At 43.0% G+C, this 15,331-nt stretch carries 17 protein-coding genes; 14 read left to right on the forward strand and 3 right to left on the reverse strand.

Features of this window, described 5'->3' with window-relative positions; translation table 11 throughout:
- The first annotated feature begins 57 nt into the window (after positions 1-57).
- From fabG to ACYQ0H_RS01670, 12 genes are all read left to right on the forward strand, one after another.
- Complete coding sequence (gene fabG, locus ACYQ0H_RS01615) at positions 58-792, forward strand: 3-oxoacyl-[acyl-carrier-protein] reductase (RefSeq protein ID WP_459811079.1); 735 nt, start codon at positions 58-60, stop codon at positions 790-792.
- Positions 793-853: 61 nt separating this feature from the next.
- Complete coding sequence (fabF, locus tag ACYQ0H_RS01620; protein WP_459811080.1) at positions 854-2,089, forward strand: beta-ketoacyl-ACP synthase II; 1,236 nt, start codon at positions 854-856, stop codon at positions 2,087-2,089.
- 12 nt (positions 2,090-2,101) lie between these two features.
- Entirely contained in the window at positions 2,102-2,569 is a 468-nt protein-coding gene (gene accB, locus ACYQ0H_RS01625; RefSeq protein ID WP_459811081.1) for an acetyl-CoA carboxylase biotin carboxyl carrier protein, read from the forward strand.
- On the forward strand, positions 2,562-2,969 hold the full coding sequence (locus tag ACYQ0H_RS01630; RefSeq protein WP_459811082.1) for a hypothetical protein: 408 nt from the start codon (positions 2,562-2,564) through the stop codon (positions 2,967-2,969). Before accB ends, ACYQ0H_RS01630 begins: the two co-directional genes overlap by 8 nt.
- Positions 2,970-2,995: 26 nt before the next feature.
- Positions 2,996-3,427, forward strand: coding sequence for a 3-hydroxyacyl-ACP dehydratase FabZ (gene fabZ, locus ACYQ0H_RS01635; RefSeq protein ID WP_459811083.1), 432 nt, complete (start codon positions 2,996-2,998; stop codon positions 3,425-3,427).
- 213 nt (positions 3,428-3,640) lie between these two features.
- A complete protein-coding gene (locus tag ACYQ0H_RS01640) occupies positions 3,641-4,984 on the forward strand; it encodes an acetyl-CoA carboxylase biotin carboxylase subunit (RefSeq protein WP_459811084.1) in 1,344 nt (447 codons plus the stop codon).
- A 16-nt stretch (positions 4,985-5,000) separates the two neighbouring features.
- Positions 5,001-5,882 (forward strand): acetyl-CoA carboxylase, carboxyltransferase subunit beta, encoded by an 882-nt coding sequence (gene accD / locus ACYQ0H_RS01645; RefSeq protein WP_459811085.1) that lies wholly within the window; start codon positions 5,001-5,003, stop codon positions 5,880-5,882.
- Entirely contained in the window at positions 5,875-6,696 is an 822-nt protein-coding gene (locus ACYQ0H_RS01650; RefSeq protein ID WP_459811086.1) for an acetyl-CoA carboxylase carboxyltransferase subunit alpha, read from the forward strand. The genes accD and ACYQ0H_RS01650 overlap by 8 nt, the downstream gene beginning before the upstream one ends.
- Before the next feature lie 94 nt (positions 6,697-6,790).
- The gene (locus tag ACYQ0H_RS01655) at positions 6,791-7,027 is read left to right on the forward strand and encodes an acyl carrier protein (RefSeq protein ID WP_459811087.1); all 237 of its coding nucleotides are present in this window, start codon (positions 6,791-6,793) and stop codon (positions 7,025-7,027) included.
- A 129-nt stretch (positions 7,028-7,156) separates the two neighbouring features.
- A complete protein-coding gene (locus ACYQ0H_RS01660) occupies positions 7,157-7,720 on the forward strand; it encodes an RNA polymerase sigma factor (protein ID WP_459811088.1) in 564 nt (187 codons plus the stop codon).
- 29 nt (positions 7,721-7,749) lie between these two features.
- Entirely contained in the window at positions 7,750-9,279 is a 1,530-nt protein-coding gene (locus ACYQ0H_RS01665; protein WP_459811089.1) for a hypothetical protein, read from the forward strand.
- 15 nt (positions 9,280-9,294) lie between these two features.
- Complete coding sequence (locus ACYQ0H_RS01670) at positions 9,295-9,435, forward strand: hypothetical protein (protein WP_459811090.1); 141 nt, start codon at positions 9,295-9,297, stop codon at positions 9,433-9,435.
- 95 nt (positions 9,436-9,530) lie between these two features.
- Here the strand turns inward: ACYQ0H_RS01670 and ACYQ0H_RS01675 are convergent, their stop codons facing one another.
- Genes ACYQ0H_RS01675 through ACYQ0H_RS01685 form a run of 3 tightly spaced genes read right to left on the reverse strand, consistent with a single transcriptional unit; the run spans position 9,531 to position 12,701 of the window.
- Positions 9,531-10,616, reverse strand: a complete 1,086-nt coding sequence (locus ACYQ0H_RS01675) for a TraB/GumN family protein (protein WP_459811091.1) — start codon at positions 10,614-10,616, stop codon at positions 9,531-9,533.
- A gap of 20 nt (positions 10,617-10,636) precedes the next feature.
- Positions 10,637-11,962, reverse strand: coding sequence for an ABC transporter permease (locus ACYQ0H_RS01680; RefSeq protein ID WP_459811092.1), 1,326 nt, complete (start codon positions 11,960-11,962; stop codon positions 10,637-10,639).
- Positions 11,949-12,701, reverse strand: a complete 753-nt coding sequence (locus tag ACYQ0H_RS01685) for an ABC transporter ATP-binding protein (protein ID WP_459811093.1) — start codon at positions 12,699-12,701, stop codon at positions 11,949-11,951. The genes ACYQ0H_RS01680 and ACYQ0H_RS01685 overlap by 14 nt, the downstream gene beginning before the upstream one ends.
- A 330-nt stretch (positions 12,702-13,031) precedes the next feature.
- Between ACYQ0H_RS01685 and ACYQ0H_RS01690 the strand changes: the two genes are divergently transcribed.
- Both ACYQ0H_RS01690 and malQ read left to right on the forward strand, forming a co-directional pair.
- Positions 13,032-13,325, forward strand: coding sequence for a helix-turn-helix domain-containing protein (locus ACYQ0H_RS01690; RefSeq protein WP_459811094.1), 294 nt, complete (start codon positions 13,032-13,034; stop codon positions 13,323-13,325).
- 467 nt (positions 13,326-13,792) lie between these two features.
- Positions 13,793-15,319 (forward strand): 4-alpha-glucanotransferase, encoded by a 1,527-nt coding sequence (gene malQ, locus ACYQ0H_RS01695; RefSeq protein ID WP_459811095.1) that lies wholly within the window; start codon positions 13,793-13,795, stop codon positions 15,317-15,319.
- Positions 15,320-15,331 lie beyond the last annotated feature (12 nt).

Below are 15,331 nucleotides of genomic sequence, written 5' to 3' on the forward strand. Positions count from 1 at the left end.
AATTATGATATAAAACTGAAACAGCTCGGAGCTGAATTTATCTAGGAGGAAAAAGGTATGGCAACTGCACTTATAACAGGCTCGGCAAGAGGAATAGGAGCGGCTATTGCACTCAGACTTGCAAAGGACGGCTTTAATATTGCGCTTAACGACATCAGCGAGGCAATGTTTGAGAACAATGATATTATGGAGAGGATCGCAGCTGAGGGCGTTGAGGTCGAAAAATTCATCTGCGACGTTTCAAGCTATTCTCAGGTAGAAGAAACCGTTAAGGCGGTAAAGGCTCGCTTCGGCAGTATTGACGTGCTTGTAAACAACGCAGGGATAACAAGGGACGGTCTTATGGCGAGAATGAGCGAGGAGCAGTACGACAGCGTAATAGCCGTAAACCAGAAGAGCGTATTCAATATGTGCAAGTTCGTGGGCAGCGTTATGATGCGTCAGAGGTCGGGCAGGATAATCAATCTTTCCTCCGTAGCCGGAGTATACGGAAATCCGGGGCAGATAAACTATTCCGCTTCAAAGGCGGCAATAATCGGAATGACAAAGACTGTGGCAAAGGAGCTGGGGTCAAGGGGAGTTACCTGCAATGCAGTAGCTCCGGGATTTATCAAAACGCCGATGACCGACAAGCTTACTGACGCTCAGCGCGACGCAATGATCGCTCAGATAGCAATGAAGCGCTACGGCGAGGTCGAAGAGATAGCCGGAGTGGTTTCGTTCCTTGCTTCAAAGGACGCAAGCTATGTTACAGGACAGGTAATAGAGATCTCAGGCGGACTTTCTATGTAGAGTCGGTAATATATTATCGTGTTAGAACATCAATTGCTGATTAAAATAAAGGAGTGTTTAAATGAGAAGAGTAGTTATTACAGGAATGGGAACGGTAAATCCTCTGGGTCAGAGCGTTTCAGAATTCTGGGACAATATAAAGGCAAATAAAAACGGTCTTTCATATATAGACCAGTTTGATACGGCAGATTTTCCTGTTAAGGTAGTAGGGGCAGTCAGAAATTTTGACAGCAGCAGATACATAGATAAAAAAGAGGCAAGGAGAATGGACAGGTTTACGCAGTTTGCTCTTTGCTCTTCAATACAGGCGCTTGAAATGGCAGGCTCCGACTTCAAGGATATAGATCCGTTCAGAGCAGGCGTTATTATTGGTGTCGGAATAGGCGGACTGAATCTTACCGAGCAGGAGGTAACTAAGTTTAACGAGAAGCCTGATAAAATATCTGTCTTCTTTATACCTATGATGATCGGAAATATGGCGGCGGGAACGGTTTCTATGAAGACCGGCTTCAAGGGAGATAATTTCTGTACAACTACCGCCTGTTCTTCGGGAACTCACGCTATAGGCGAGGCCTTCCGCAAAATCAAGGACGGTTATCTTGACGTTTGCCTGTGCGGAGGAGCGGAGGCTTGTATTTCAAGGTTCGCTCTGGGCGGCTTTAACAATATGAAAGCGCTGTCAAGAGCGGAAACAATTGAAACTGCTTCTACGCCTTTCGATCTTGAAAGACAGGGCTTTGTTCTTGGCGAGGGTTCGGGTATACTTTGTCTTGAGGAGCTTGAGCATGCTAAGGCAAGAGGCGCTGAAATTATTGCTGAGATAGCAGGCTACGGCGCTACCGGTGACGCTTATCATATGACAAGTCCTTCGCCTACCGGAGAAGCGGCGGCTTATGCAATGAAGCATGCCTATGAGGAAGCAGGGCTTGCTCCCGACGAGGTCAATTATATCAATGCGCACGGAACCTCTACAAATCTTAATGACAAATATGAAACAACGGCGGTTAAACTTGCGCTTGGAGAAGAAGCGGCGGAAAAGACCGTTATAAATTCCACAAAGTCTATGATAGGACATCTCCTCGGAGCTGCCGGAGGAGTAGAAGCTATCGTTACCGCGCTGTCGGTCAAGGAGGGCTTTATTCATAAGACTCTAGGCTATAAAACTCCCGATCCGGAGTGTGATCTGGATTACTGCGTTGAGGGCAACAGAAGTGTGGATATAAAGGGTGCGCTTTCAAATTCCCTTGGCTTCGGCGGACATAACGCAACGATATGCCTGAAAAAATATTCTGATTAAGGAGAAGCTGCAATGAGTGAAAAGATATACGGTCAGTTTGACCTTGATACAATAGAAAAGCTTGCCGATATTGTAAACGGAAAGAATCTCGGAGAAATAACAATAATTGACGAAGGCAAGAAGATCACAATAAAGGGCAGAAAATGTCCGCCGCCTCCGCCTGTGATGAATATGGCTGCGTCACCAGTTTCATCGGCAGAGCCTGTTCAGAGCGTTCCCTCAGCTTCCGCTGCTCCGGCTGTTTCCGGCAAGGAAGTAAAAGCGCCTATTGTAGGAACCTTTTATTCTGCTCCGTCGCCTAATGACAAGCCGTTTGTAACGGTCGGACAGCAGATTAAAAAGGGAGACACTATATTTATTATAGAATCTATGAAGGTTATGAGCGAGGTTCAGTCTGAGTTTGACGGTGTGGTAAAGGAAATTCTGGTTTCCGACGGCGATGCACTTGAGTTCGATCAGACGGTTATGATTATTGGTTAAGAAAATGGGATTATTTAAAAAGCTAATTGCAAAATGGAATGAAAAATTTTTCTATGTTGTTGATTATGATATGCTTAGACTGTATCTGAAGCACTCGGAGGAATTTGCTGTTGAAAACAATTTGGTGCTTGCTGAAGAGCTTAATCTTTATTATGAGAAGCAGAAATATCATATTTTGGTATGCAATTTAGCCGCTTCAGATGATGAAGCTGAACGGCATAAGGGAATTATGTATTATGTAGACGATATAGAAATTTCAAATTTTGACGAATGGATCATGCAAAAGCTAGGCGGACTCAAAGGATATTTTAAAATTGAATTGATAAACTGCGATTCTGTTGAGCTGAATGAATATATGCAAAATCATTCCGAGCTTAGAGCAGAAGATTACTGGGGCTGACCCATTTTAGAATTGAGGTAAAATAAATGTCAGTGGTACTTAACAAAGATCAGATCATGGAGATAATTCCGCACCGAGACCCGTTTCTGCTTATCGACGAGGTAAACGAGCTTGAAGTCGGAAAGCGTGTCGTTGCTACGAAGTATATGAAAGAGGACGAGTTCTGGTTCAAGGGTCATTTCCCCGGCTATCCCGTTACTCCGGGAGTCCTTATGGTGGAAATGTGCGCTCAGGCAGGAGCGGTAGCGCTGCTTGCATTACCTGAGAACAAGGGGAAAATAGGTCTTTTCGGCGGCATAAAGGACTGTAAGTTCCGTCAGCAGGTCCTGCCCGGAGATACTCTCAATATCGAGGTTGAAATTATTAAAGTCAAGGGGCCTATCGGAGTCGGCAAGGCGCTTGCTACGGTAAATGGCAAAAAGGCGGTTTCTGCGGAGATCACCTTTGCGATAAAGTAGACGGCGGAATCGGATATAGAGCTTAAAGTAAGGAGTTTTGACCGTTCATAAATCGCAGACGCCTTTGTCATAAGGTTTTCACAAGCGAGCCATGGAACGATAACATGATAACGGCAGGCTTTGCTGCTTATCAAAATAGATATGAAAACGATCTGCTAAAAGTGCAGTAAGAATAGATTTTCTTGAAATTTCTTTGAGAAAGGCGAAAAAGCTATGTTCAAAAAGGTTTTAATAGCGAACCGCGGCGAAATTGCGGTTCGTGTGATACGAGCTTGCAGGGAGCTGGGAATACATACGGTAGCAGTATATTCCACGGCAGATAAAAACGCTCTACATGCAAAAATTGCCGACGAAGCGGTTTGCATAGGTCCTGCGGCAAGTAAGGACAGCTACTTAAACGTAAGAGCGATAATTTCCGCCTGTGAGATAACGGGTGCGGACGCAGTTCATCCCGGCTTCGGATTCCTGTCTGAAAATCCGTCATTTGCTAAAACCTGTGAGAAATGCGGGATAACTTTTATCGGTCCCCGGGCTCACAGTATTGAAATGCTGGGCGATAAGGCTCAGGCTAAGGAAACGATGAAGGAAGCGGGAGTTCCTGTAATTATGGGCTCAGACGGTGCGATCTCCAATATTCACGCAGCTCATACTCTTGCCGCCGAGCTTGGTTATCCGGTAATGGTAAAGGCTTCAGCAGGCGGCGGAGGAAGAGGAATAAGGATCGTGCGTTCAGACGAGGAGCTTGAAGCACAGATGACCGCTGCAAAACAGGAGGCGCTTGCCTGCTTCGGCAACGACGAGATATACATAGAAAAATTTATAGAAAATCCCAAGCATATTGAGATCCAGATACTTGCGGATAATTACGGCGATGTAATATATCTGGGAGAGCGTGACTGCTCTATGCAGAGAAGAAACCAGAAGGTGCTTGAAGAAGCTCCGTCGCCTATAATGACCGAGGAACTGCGAAGTAAAATGGGCGAAGCGGCGGTCAGGGCGGCAAAGGTATGCGGCTACAGAAATGCAGGAACGATAGAATTTCTTGTAGATAAAAACGGCAGCTTCTATTTCATGGAAATGAACACCAGAATTCAGGTTGAGCATCCTATTACTGAGGCTGTAACAGGGGTCGATCTTGTTAAGCAGCAGCTGCTTATTGCGTCCGGAGAGAGGCTTTCTATAAAGCAGGAGGATATAAAATACAGCGGTCATGCTATAGAATGCAGAATAAATGCGGAAAATCCTGCGCTGGGCTTCCGTCCGTCACCCGGGGTTATCAATTCCCTGCATATTCCGGGAGGACCGGGAATACGAGTTGACAGCGCAGTATATCAGGGTTATGAGATATCTCCATATTATGATAGTATGATAGGAAAGCTTATCGTTCACGGAGCGAACCGTGAAGAAGCTATAGCAAAAATGACCTGGGCGCTGTCTGAATTTATAGTGGACGGAGTAGCGACCAATATAGATTTTCAGCTGAAGCTTATCCGTACCGACGCCTTTTTAAAGGGAGATTACGACAACGGCTTTCTTAACCGTACGGAAATTATATAGAAGGGGGAAAGTTTAAATGCTGGAGGATTTGTTTTCAGTCGTAAGAACCCGCTTTAACGGCGAGGGAAAGGCTGACGAGGTAAAAAAAAGCAAAACTGATATTCCAAAGGGACTGTTGTTCAAATGTCCCAGATGTTCCGGCGTTACCTTTATCGAAGATTTTCAGAATAACGGAAAGGTCTGCCCTAGTTGTAATTATCATGCCCGTCTTTCCGCAAGGGAACGGCTTGATATAACTATTGACAAGGACAGTCTTGAGGAATTTGATAAGGATATGATCTCTAAAAATCCGATAGATTTTCCCGACTATGAAGAAAAGCAGAAGTCTCTTAGGGAAAAAACCGGTTTAAGCGATGCTGCTATAACCGGACGGGCCAAGATACGAGGAGAAGATATTGTAATTATCGTAATGGATTCAAATTTTATGATGGCTTCAATGGGCAGTGTCGTTGGTGAAAAAATTACAAGAGCGTTTGAGTTTGCGGCAGAGAACCGACTGCCTGTAATTGCCTTTACCGCTTCGGGAGGAGCAAGAATGCAGGAGGGAATAGTTTCTCTTATGCAGATGGCAAAGACCAGCGGCGCTGTGGCTCGTCACAGTCAGTTGGGACTGCTTTATATAACCGTAATGACCGACCCTACTACGGGAGGGGTAACGGCTTCCTTTGCTTCTCTCGGAGATATAATTATTGCCGAGCCTAAGGTGCTTATAGGCTTTGCGGGAAGAAGAGTGATCGAGGGTACGATAAAGCAAAAGCTTCCCGACGAGTTTCAATCGGCGGAATTTATGTTGGAAGCAGGCTTCGTAGATATGATAGTTGAGCGCAAGAAGATGAGAAGGACATTGGCTCATCTGCTGAAGCTACATAAAGCAAAGGAGGGCGTAATTGATGAATAATCTTACAGCCAGCCAAAGACTCGATATAATACGTCATAAGGGCAGACCTACGGTAAGAGATTATATCCCCCTTATATTTGACGATTTCTATGAAATGCACGGTGACCGTTATTACGGCGATGACGGAGCGATCATGGGAGGAGTATGCCGATTCAAGGGTATGCCGGTTACGGTTATCGCTCAGGTTAAGGGAAGAAACCTTGAAGAAAATAAAGAATGTAATTTCGGAATGCCTCATCCTGAGGGCTACAGAAAGGCTCTCAGGCTTGCCAGGCAGGCTGAAAAGTTTCGCCGTCCTGTAATATGCCTTGTAGATACTTCGGGCGCATTCTGCGGCGTTGAGGCTGAAAAGCGTGGACAGGGCGAGGCTATAGCAAAGAGCATTATGGATTTTATGACCCTCAGGACTCCGGTTATTTCAATTATACTTGGAGAGGGAGGCTCGGGAGGAGCTCTTGCGATGGGAGTCTGCGATGAGCTTGCTATGCTGGAAAATGCTATTTATTCGGTTATTTCTCCGAGAGGCTTTGCTTCTATTTTGTGGAAGGACGCTTCAAGGGAGAGGGAAGCCTGTGATATTATGAAGATCACTGCGGAGGATCTGCAGCGGCTTAAGGTTTGCGATCATATTATTCCTGAGCCTGTCGGCGGAGCTCATAACGACTGCGAGCAGACTGCTGAAAATATATCGGATTATATTTTTGAAGCGCTGCAAAGAAAATTGAAAAAAGGTCTTGACGAATTGCTAAATGAACGCTATAATAAGTTTAGAATAGTTGGCGATTTTGAAGAGAATAGCAGTTTGACTAAATAATGGTTGATAGAGCTGTTATTCGGCTCAACTATCATAAGGCATCATAGGCTTGCTGTGCTGCCGAATATTCTCATTAGAATGGAGGGTGCTTTTAGTGGTATTTGAAAAGGTTCGTGATATCGTCGTTGAGCAGCTTGACGCTGAAGAGAGCGATGTTACTATGGAATCATCGATCGTTGATGACCTCGGCGCTGATTCACTTGACGTTGTTGACCTTGTTATGTCGATTGAAGAGGAGTTTGATGTTGAAATTCCTGATGAAGAGGTTGAAAACATCAAGACTGTCGGAGATATTGTAAAGTATATCGAAACAGCTTCAAACGAGGAATAATTACGTAATTTCCTGAAAGCCTTTCCGTTTAGATCGGAGAGGCTTTCTTTTTTAACTGTAGAAGCGGTATTGCGGTGAAAACATTTACAAAATGTTCACAAGGATTCAGTGGGCAGGATTGTATTATAAATGAAAAGCTTTTCAGATAACAGACAAAGGTTTGTTAAAAAAGAAAGGGGGGAGCGGACTACGACGCATAAAGACGTTGAAAGAGCCTTTGAAATGTATTCCGATATGATCTATCGAATATGCTTTATGTATTTCAAAGGAAATCGGTACGATATAGAAGACGCCGTATCTGCTGTCTTCTTAAAGTACATGGAGCACGGAACTCTGTTTGAAAATCAGGAGCATGAAAAGGCATGGCTTATAGTTACCGCTCAGAACCAATGCAAGAACACCTTAAAGCATTGGTGGAGAAAAAAAGCAGCTGACGGAAAAGAGCGGGATAAGGCATTGGAGACAACTGCGGATTTTGAAATAAGCGAAACTATGGAATCGGTGCTGGAACTGCCGGAAAAGCAAAGAAACGCTGTATACCTTTTTTATTATGAGGGATATACTGCGGCGGAGATAGGCAGAATGTATTATGTAAGCGAAAGCACTGTACATAGCTGGCTGCATAAGGGCAGAAAAAGATTAAAGACAATGCTCAAATCAGACGGAAAAATTAAGTGTAAAACAAACGGATAACGGCAAAACGGAAAGCGAGGTCAGGTTAAATGATCGACAAGATTATAACAACGGAAGCTGATGATCCCGTTAAGGCTGAATTCGACAGGATCAGAATGCCTGATGAATCTAAGCGGCGTGTTCTGGAGCAGCTGCTGAAAGATAAAAAAGAAAGAGAAAATGCACCGAAAAACGCTGTAAGGACTGTTTCTTCGGGAAAAGCTAAAATAAGCGGCTCAAAACCGCTTGTATCAATTGCGGCTGCCGTATCAATGTGTATAGCAGGCGTATGGGCGCTTGTTTCGCTTGACGGCGGAATAAAGGACAGCGGCGATGAGGAACTCAGTGCTCCCGTAAAATCAGCGGTTTCGCAGGCTGATAGTTCGGATTACAGCTGGGGCGGTGCAAATTTAGATTCTGCGCTGGACTATTCTATTGAAATGGGTAAAACAGATAAGGTAACTCCTGTTGATCTTACAGGTTTGTTCCGTGTCGATTCGCAGATTCAGAGCAATCCCTTACAGATGAAGCTAGAAGCAAAAAACGGAAAAATCTATGCACTTAGAATCTCTGGGTATGATGAGGAAGAGGACACTCTCGGAAAGATAACTGCCGTCAGGGACGGAGATAAATGGAATTACAGCATGACTGAATCCGTCAGCCTTGCTCCGAACCGCAATAACTGTTTTATTCCCGGCGGTTTTTATTCTTCGGCAGTCTACAGCCAGCAAGCCGAAAATGAGGACAGAAGCTATGATACAGGCTTTGATCTGATATGCTACAATGATGATATGCAGAAAATAGGAGAGTGGAATTCAAAAAATCTGGATATATATAAGAACTTTTACGATCTGTACAATACTGGATTTCTTTTGTCAGAGGATATGCAGACCTTGTATGTTTATTCCTATCACCAGAATAAGCAGATGGACTATAGCTTTGATAATCTGGTTCTGTATAAATCAGAAGCCGGAACTGACGAATATACGGAAGTAAAGCTACCGGAAAATGATGACCCATCGGAACAGGTATCATTGTTGGCTGTAAATAATGGCAGGCTTTATTATGAAAGCTATCAGTATACAGTTACACAAGAAGGAAGAGATATAAGTAATTTTGAGATCGGTTATTATGATCTGAACGATGGTAATAAAAAGTATAGTTTGTTTAATAACTACGATCTGTTCGGAGATAAGAAGATACGTTATTTATACCAATACGATATAGACAGTATGGGTCGTTTATACTACAGCGCTTTCACCGAGGACGGGGAGTTCAAGGCGGTCAGGATCGATGGCAGTAAATATCAGGTAGTTTATCAAGATATTCTTGATGTAATAGATAAATATTATTATGAGGTACATATTTCCTACGACGGGGTATATATGTCCCTTTTAACAGAAGACAGCAAAGAACAAAATACGGAGGTCAGTATAATAGACCTTGACAGCGGAGAGACGGTCAATAATATTACGTCTGCTTCCAATATGCACTGTGCGGCGATCGATTCTGTAAACAAATGTATTTATTTGAATGACTATACAGGCACTAATATTTTTTACAGATATGACCTGTACTGAGCAGCGGTATACGGCTTGCTTATTATTGATGTTGACCATTCGGAGTATTTAAAAGAAGGCGAAATTAATGGTTACGGAGATATGAGAAAATATATTTATATCAATATGCTGACGGGGGAACTGTATTATCAGTTTGACATTGTTTTTCAGAGATGACCGCAGTATTATACCTAATAATGTAAAAAAGCGTTACTGAGCAATTATAGCTAAGTAACGCTTTTTGGTATGCCGTTAACCGGCAATGCATTTTATTAATATTCCAACTTGGTAACCGTATATCCGTCCTTTTCAAGCAGGTCTATTATACCGCCTTCCCCTGCAAAATGAGCGACGCCTACTACATAGAAAACATCCTTATCTCCTTTAAGCAGCTCTTCTACGGCGTTTTTCATAGTAATATTACGGTCAAACAGAAGCTGTTTATTGTAGTCGGTAAGAAGCTCTATCTGTTTGTCTGTAAGAGGCTCGCCGGCTTCCTCCGCCTGCTTTATCGAAACGTTTATATCGTTTGATTCTGCAAGGAAATCATAATCGCCTTTTGCCCATGCCTGATATGTGTCCTCCAGCAGCTTTATCATATCGTCCTTTGTTTCGGCGTTATAGGATGAAAGCATGGCTTCATAGATTTCGTCGGACATATTTATTAACATATCAAGCTGGAAGTCAACAGATTCAACTTCGTATATCTCCTTTTTATCGTCGTGAGCCTTGTTAAGGAGGTAAGCGTCTATTCCGTTATTGATCTTTAAATCGGACTGCTGAAGGGCAAGCGTTTCCATCTGGGAGCTGAGCGCCCACAGGCGGAAGGTCTCAAAGTTTTTAATATCAATCCCGCATGATTCAACATAGTCTGTTATTCCGTCGTAGACCTCAGGCGAAAGGTGATCCTTTATCGTTGTTCCGTCATCATAATACATATTCTCAAGCTGCTTCAGCTGGGCCGTAAAGTTTGTGGAAACTGTAGTTATATCGCATTCGACCGCAAGAATATCAGCGTTTTCATAAGCTTCTGTTATCTTATTTGGAAGAGGATAAGTCTCGTCCTTGAGCGCGTGCATAGAACCCATCATAGTTATTTTTGTTCCGTCGGACGAGGTCACTTCCCACATAAGCGGCGTTATATCCGAGCTTTTGGAGTCATCCGTCTGTGAGCTGGTGTCGCTTTCGGATTCATTGGACTGTGAATCGGACGGAAGCGTGACCGACGGAGCAGCCGTTGCGGCGGACGAGCTTTCTTCTGCAGATGAGCTATTGCCGGAGCCGCAGGCTGCCATTACAGCCGACGCCGCACAGAGCAGGCATATAAGTGCGGTTTTCAGATTTTTGTTTGATTTCATTATGCTGTTCTCCCTTTTATTTACTTTTTGGCAAATAATAATCTTTTTGAGGCCCTGTTCTTTTTCTGACCTATACTGAGAGTCATAGTAAATATTTTATCGCTTGTAAATACTCTGATAGCAAAGCTCATGCATATTGCCAGAACTATCAGCTGGTAGATCAGACCGCCCCAGTAAACTTCCATATTTCCGAACATAATATTTTCTGAAGCCATAAACGTATGAGTAAAAGGTATAGCGTAAATAATATATCTCAGTATCGGCGACAGCGTTTTAATATCGAGCATAAGCGAAAGCAGATACGGGATAATAGCTGCGATCATTATCGGCATTATAAGTGTCTGACCTGATTTTGCGTCTTTTGCCAGCGCACCAAGTATCAGTGAAATAGAAAGCGAGATAAGAATAGTAATAAACATCTGAATACCTACGAGGGTATATTGTCCTGCCGACATAGACAGTCCCAGGTCTTCGACTATTCCTGAATATTGTGAGGTATCTCCTACCATAAGTCCCGACATCATATTGTTCATACCGAACATAAATACTACGGCGTACAGCGCTGCGACTATTGCGGCGGACAGCATTTTGGCACTCAGCACCGACAGTCTTGAAACAGGAGCGGAAAGCAGCGTTTCAAGAGTTTTGTCTAGCTTTTCCGTTGAAACCGCATTAAGTATCATCTGAGATGAATACATAATGAGAAGATATACTATTATCGGAACGAACATACCCTGCATCTGACACATTGAATACAGTATCATTGAAGAGATCTCAGCGGATTTTCCGGCTACTACAGTTGTTTCGGAAATAGCTACAGGAGAATCGAGCTGCGTAACTTCCTGTTCGGTAAGCTGTCCTTTTGATACCTTGTCTGTATAAAGCGCTGATTTTACAGCGGCTTCTATTACTGATAGCGCAGTATCCGAGCCGGTTGAAACGTTTGACATTGTTGAAAGCGAGGTCATCTGGCTTATGTATTTTGTCTGTGCCTGCTCTCCCTTATCAACCTGCTCCGTAAAGCCTTTCGGGATAATTACTATATTTTTCCTATCAAGTCTTTTCAGCTCTTTTGCATAATCATCGCTTTCGAGCTCTACAAGAGTAACGTCGTTTTCTACCCCGTCGGCAGGATTTTTCATAAGCGCTATAACAGATTTGGTAAAGTCGGTATTATCCTGATCGCAGATTGTTATTTTTGAGCTTTCCTCCTGAGAGCTTTCCATAGCGCCAGTCATAGCGTTTCCCGCAACTGAGAGAATGATCACCATAATTACCAGCGTAAGAATAGTCTGGGGAGTGAGCATTTCCTTAAGTTCTTTTCTCAGCAGATTAATAAACTTCATTGCTCATCACCACCTTTTCAAATACTTCCTCCAGATTCTGCGTATTGTATTTTTCTTTCAGCTCAGCCGGAGTTCCGACCTCAAGCAGATGTCCCTTTGCTATTATTCCTACCCGGTCTGAAACATACTCTATTTCAAGCATATTGTGAGAGGACAGCAGAAAGCTCATACCCTGAGCAGACAGGTTTTTTATCATACGTCTGATTTCAAGGGCATTGATTATATCAAGTCCCGAGGTAGGCTCGTCAAAGATCGCAAGCGCAGGCTTTGACATTATCGCTCTTGCAAGCAGAAGCTTTCTTATCATACCTCTTGAATAGCTTCCTATTTTATCCTCCAGCCTTTCGCCTAGCTCGCATATCTCACAGCCAGTCTTAACAAATTCTGCCGCCTGAGCTTTGTTTCCGGCATAAATTCCCGCCATAAATTCAAGATAGCCTTTTCCGGTCATTGTTTTATATGCTCCGGCTTCGTCGGGAAGATATGTAATATTTTCCCTTACCTTTTCAGGTTCTGATAGAATACTGTGTCCTGCAACGACGGCGTCACCCTCAGTTGCCTTGAGCAGCGTAGAGATCATTCTTATTGTAGTTGTCTTTCCGGCGCCATTAGGCCCGATCAAAGCGAATATCTCTCCTTTTTTTACGTTAAAGCTTACGTCCTGAGAAGCATAAACTCCTTTTTTGTACTGCTTTGAAAGTCCCCTGACTTCCAGTACATTCTGGTCTGCAGTTTCCATAAAACTTCGTTCCTTTCTTTTAAACGATATTAGCAGGCAGCCGTAATGCTACTACCTATTATATAATAAATCCGCAGGTTTTACAAGTAGTCCTGCAGTATTTTTTCAGAGGGGAAAATACCTGACTATTATTGCGCATAAGTAAATATCATTTACTGTAATTATATTATACATCTTTGCATTTGTCAATAAGTTTTACTATGAGTTTTGAATATTTTTTTGATATAATGCTGATATTATATCACAACACTTTATAGTTGTCAATAACTAATTTAAGGTGTTTGTATAACAACATGGATTTGTTATAATAAATTAAGGGGTGTTGCAGTAATGGTAAAAAATCTGAAAAGGCTTCGCAGCAAAGCAGGCATTTCGCAGCGGGAGCTTGCTGAGATTGTTATGGTTTCCCAGCAGAGTATAAACAAATATGAAAACCATAATGTTGAGCCGGATATTGAAACGCTTATTAAGCTGGCCGATTATTTTAAGGTAAGCCTTGACTATCTTGTAGGCAGGGATTACTCCGGTACAGAGCTTTCAGATTTGTCTGTATCGGTAAGCAGGGAGGATCTTGACGAGCTGAAAAGTTATATAGACGGATTTACAGATAAGTATATCCGCTGAAGCCGGTACCGTTTAAGGCGGTATCGGTTTTTTTATATTGCGGTATTCCTGCGAATTATTACAATCCGGATATTCAGAGCTAATTTTAATTCATATATAATGAAAAATGTGTCAGATTTTTTGTACTGAAGCCTGACCGTAAATATTACAATCCAGTAACAGAAAAGAGTAAAAAAACGTACTTGTGTTGAAAGATTTAAAAGCTTTCAACTTTGTATTTCAGAATCATGCAGAGTTTTTAACAGTTTCAACAGTGTTTTCAACATTTTTGCGTAAGACAAGCAGAGGTTTTCAACTGTCCAAATAAATTCCCGTTACCGATTTGTAACCTATTAGTTGCTATTTGTAATATTATTTAAGGAATATTTCAGGGGTTCATTACAGCGTATGCGGCTGTCAAAAACCTCAGTTTATTTTTGTTTAAATAGCCGATATTTTATATTGAAGTTGATATTGAATACAAAATAATGTATAATAAAATATATACACAGCGAAAGGAACTGATCATAATGCGCGCAAGCGGAATTTTAATGCATATATCCTCGCTTCCCAACAGCTACGGAATAGGAAAGCTGGGGAAGGAAGCGTATGCCTTTGCGGACTTTCTCAAAAAAGCGGGACAGAGGTATTGGCAGATACTGCCTATATCTCCCACCAGCTACGGTGATTCTCCTTACCAGAGCTTTTCGGTTTATGCAGGAAATCCTTATTTTATTGATTTTGAAACGCTTGAAAAGGACGGACTGCTTGCAGCCGAGGACTACAGGAAAATTGACTGGGGCAAAAATCCATGCGAGGTCGATTACGGTCTGCTTTATGAAAAGGTTTTCGGGGTCCTGAAAAAGGCTTATGCACGGTTCAAGCCTGATTTTGACAAGGATTATAAGCAGTTTGCCGAAGATAATTCCGGCTGGATCGAAGACTATGGCTTGTTTATGGCGCTTAAATTTGCCCACGGCGGAAAGGCATGGTACGAATGGGAAGAACCGCTTAAAATGTTTGAAAAAGAAGCGGTCGCTGAGGCAAGAAAACGTTACTCTGATGAAGTAGGCTTCTGGCGCTTTTTGCAGTATGAATACGCGAAGCAGTGGAAAAGCTTTAAGAAATATGTCAATTCGCTTGGAATCGATATTATAGGGGATATTCCGATCTATGTTGCATATGACAGCGTTGAGGTGTGGACAAATCCGCAGTATTTTCTACTTGACGAAAGCAAAACTCCGATAGATGTTGCAGGCTGCCCCCCCGATATTTTTTCCGCTGAGGGTCAGTTGTGGGGAAATCCTGTTTACCGCTGGGACGTAATGGAGGCGGAGGATTTTAAGTGGTGGATCGACCGTATACGCTGCGCTGTAAATACATACGACGTAGTAAGGATAGACCATTTCAGGGGCTTTGAAAGCTATTATACTATCCCATACGGCAGAGAGAACGCTGTTATCGGCGAATGGCGTAAGGGCCCCGATATGAAGCTTTTCAAAGAGATAAAAAAACAGCTGGGAAAATGCAGGATAATCGCAGAGGATCTTGGCTTTATAACGCCAAGGGTAGCAAAGCTGCTTAAAGCCAGCGGCTTCCCCGGAATGAAGGTGCTGGAATTTGCTTTCGATCCGGAGGGCAAAAGCAATTATCTGCCGCATAATTTCAAAAACTCAGACAATGTGTGTTATACAGGTACTCACGATAACGAAACGCTTGCAGGCTGGGTAAGATCGCTTACAAGAAAGGAAGCGAAGTTCTGCCGTGATTATCTTAACGTTAAGCGGAACAAGGATATTCCGTGGGGAATGATACGGCTTGCGTGGTCGAGTATTTCGGATACGGCGATAGCTCAGATGCAGGATTTTCTGGAGCTTGATTCGTCGGCAAGAATGAATACGCCTTCAACACTTGGCGGCAACTGGCAGTGGAGAGCGGCAGAGGATATGTTTACAGACGAGCTTGCTGAGAAGATCTATTCGCTCACAAGGCTTTACGGCAGACTTGGTGTATAGTCTGCGGCTTAT

It is taken from the genome of Hominimerdicola intestinalis (assembly GCF_054655215.1).

Bases quoted from the DNA above. Each gene is read 5' to 3' on its own strand.
- fabG (WP_459811079.1), top strand. From the start codon at position 58: ATGGCAACTGCACTTATAACAGGCTCGGCAAGAGGAATAGGAGCGGCT.
- fabF (WP_459811080.1), top strand. From the start codon at position 854: ATGAGAAGAGTAGTTATTACAGGAATGGGAACGGTAAATCCTCTGGGT.
- accB (WP_459811081.1), top strand. From the start codon at position 2,102: ATGAGTGAAAAGATATACGGTCAGTTTGACCTTGATACAATAGAAAAG.
- fabZ (WP_459811083.1), top strand. From the start codon at position 2,996: ATGTCAGTGGTACTTAACAAAGATCAGATCATGGAGATAATTCCGCAC.
- ACYQ0H_RS01640 (WP_459811084.1), top strand. From the start codon at position 3,641: ATGTTCAAAAAGGTTTTAATAGCGAACCGCGGCGAAATTGCGGTTCGT.
- accD (WP_459811085.1), top strand. From the start codon at position 5,001: ATGCTGGAGGATTTGTTTTCAGTCGTAAGAACCCGCTTTAACGGCGAG.
- ACYQ0H_RS01650 (WP_459811086.1), top strand. From the start codon at position 5,875: ATGAATAATCTTACAGCCAGCCAAAGACTCGATATAATACGTCATAAG.
- ACYQ0H_RS01660 (WP_459811088.1), top strand. From the start codon at position 7,157: ATGAAAAGCTTTTCAGATAACAGACAAAGGTTTGTTAAAAAAGAAAGG.
- ACYQ0H_RS01665 (WP_459811089.1), top strand. From the start codon at position 7,750: ATGATCGACAAGATTATAACAACGGAAGCTGATGATCCCGTTAAGGCT.
- ACYQ0H_RS01675 (WP_459811091.1), bottom strand. From the start codon at position 10,616: ATGAAATCAAACAAAAATCTGAAAACCGCACTTATATGCCTGCTCTGT.
- ACYQ0H_RS01680 (WP_459811092.1), bottom strand. From the start codon at position 11,962: ATGAAGTTTATTAATCTGCTGAGAAAAGAACTTAAGGAAATGCTCACT.
- ACYQ0H_RS01685 (WP_459811093.1), bottom strand. From the start codon at position 12,701: ATGGAAACTGCAGACCAGAATGTACTGGAAGTCAGGGGACTTTCAAAG.
- ACYQ0H_RS01690 (WP_459811094.1), top strand. From the start codon at position 13,032: ATGGTAAAAAATCTGAAAAGGCTTCGCAGCAAAGCAGGCATTTCGCAG.
- malQ (WP_459811095.1), top strand. From the start codon at position 13,793: ATGTATAATAAAATATATACACAGCGAAAGGAACTGATCATAATGCGC.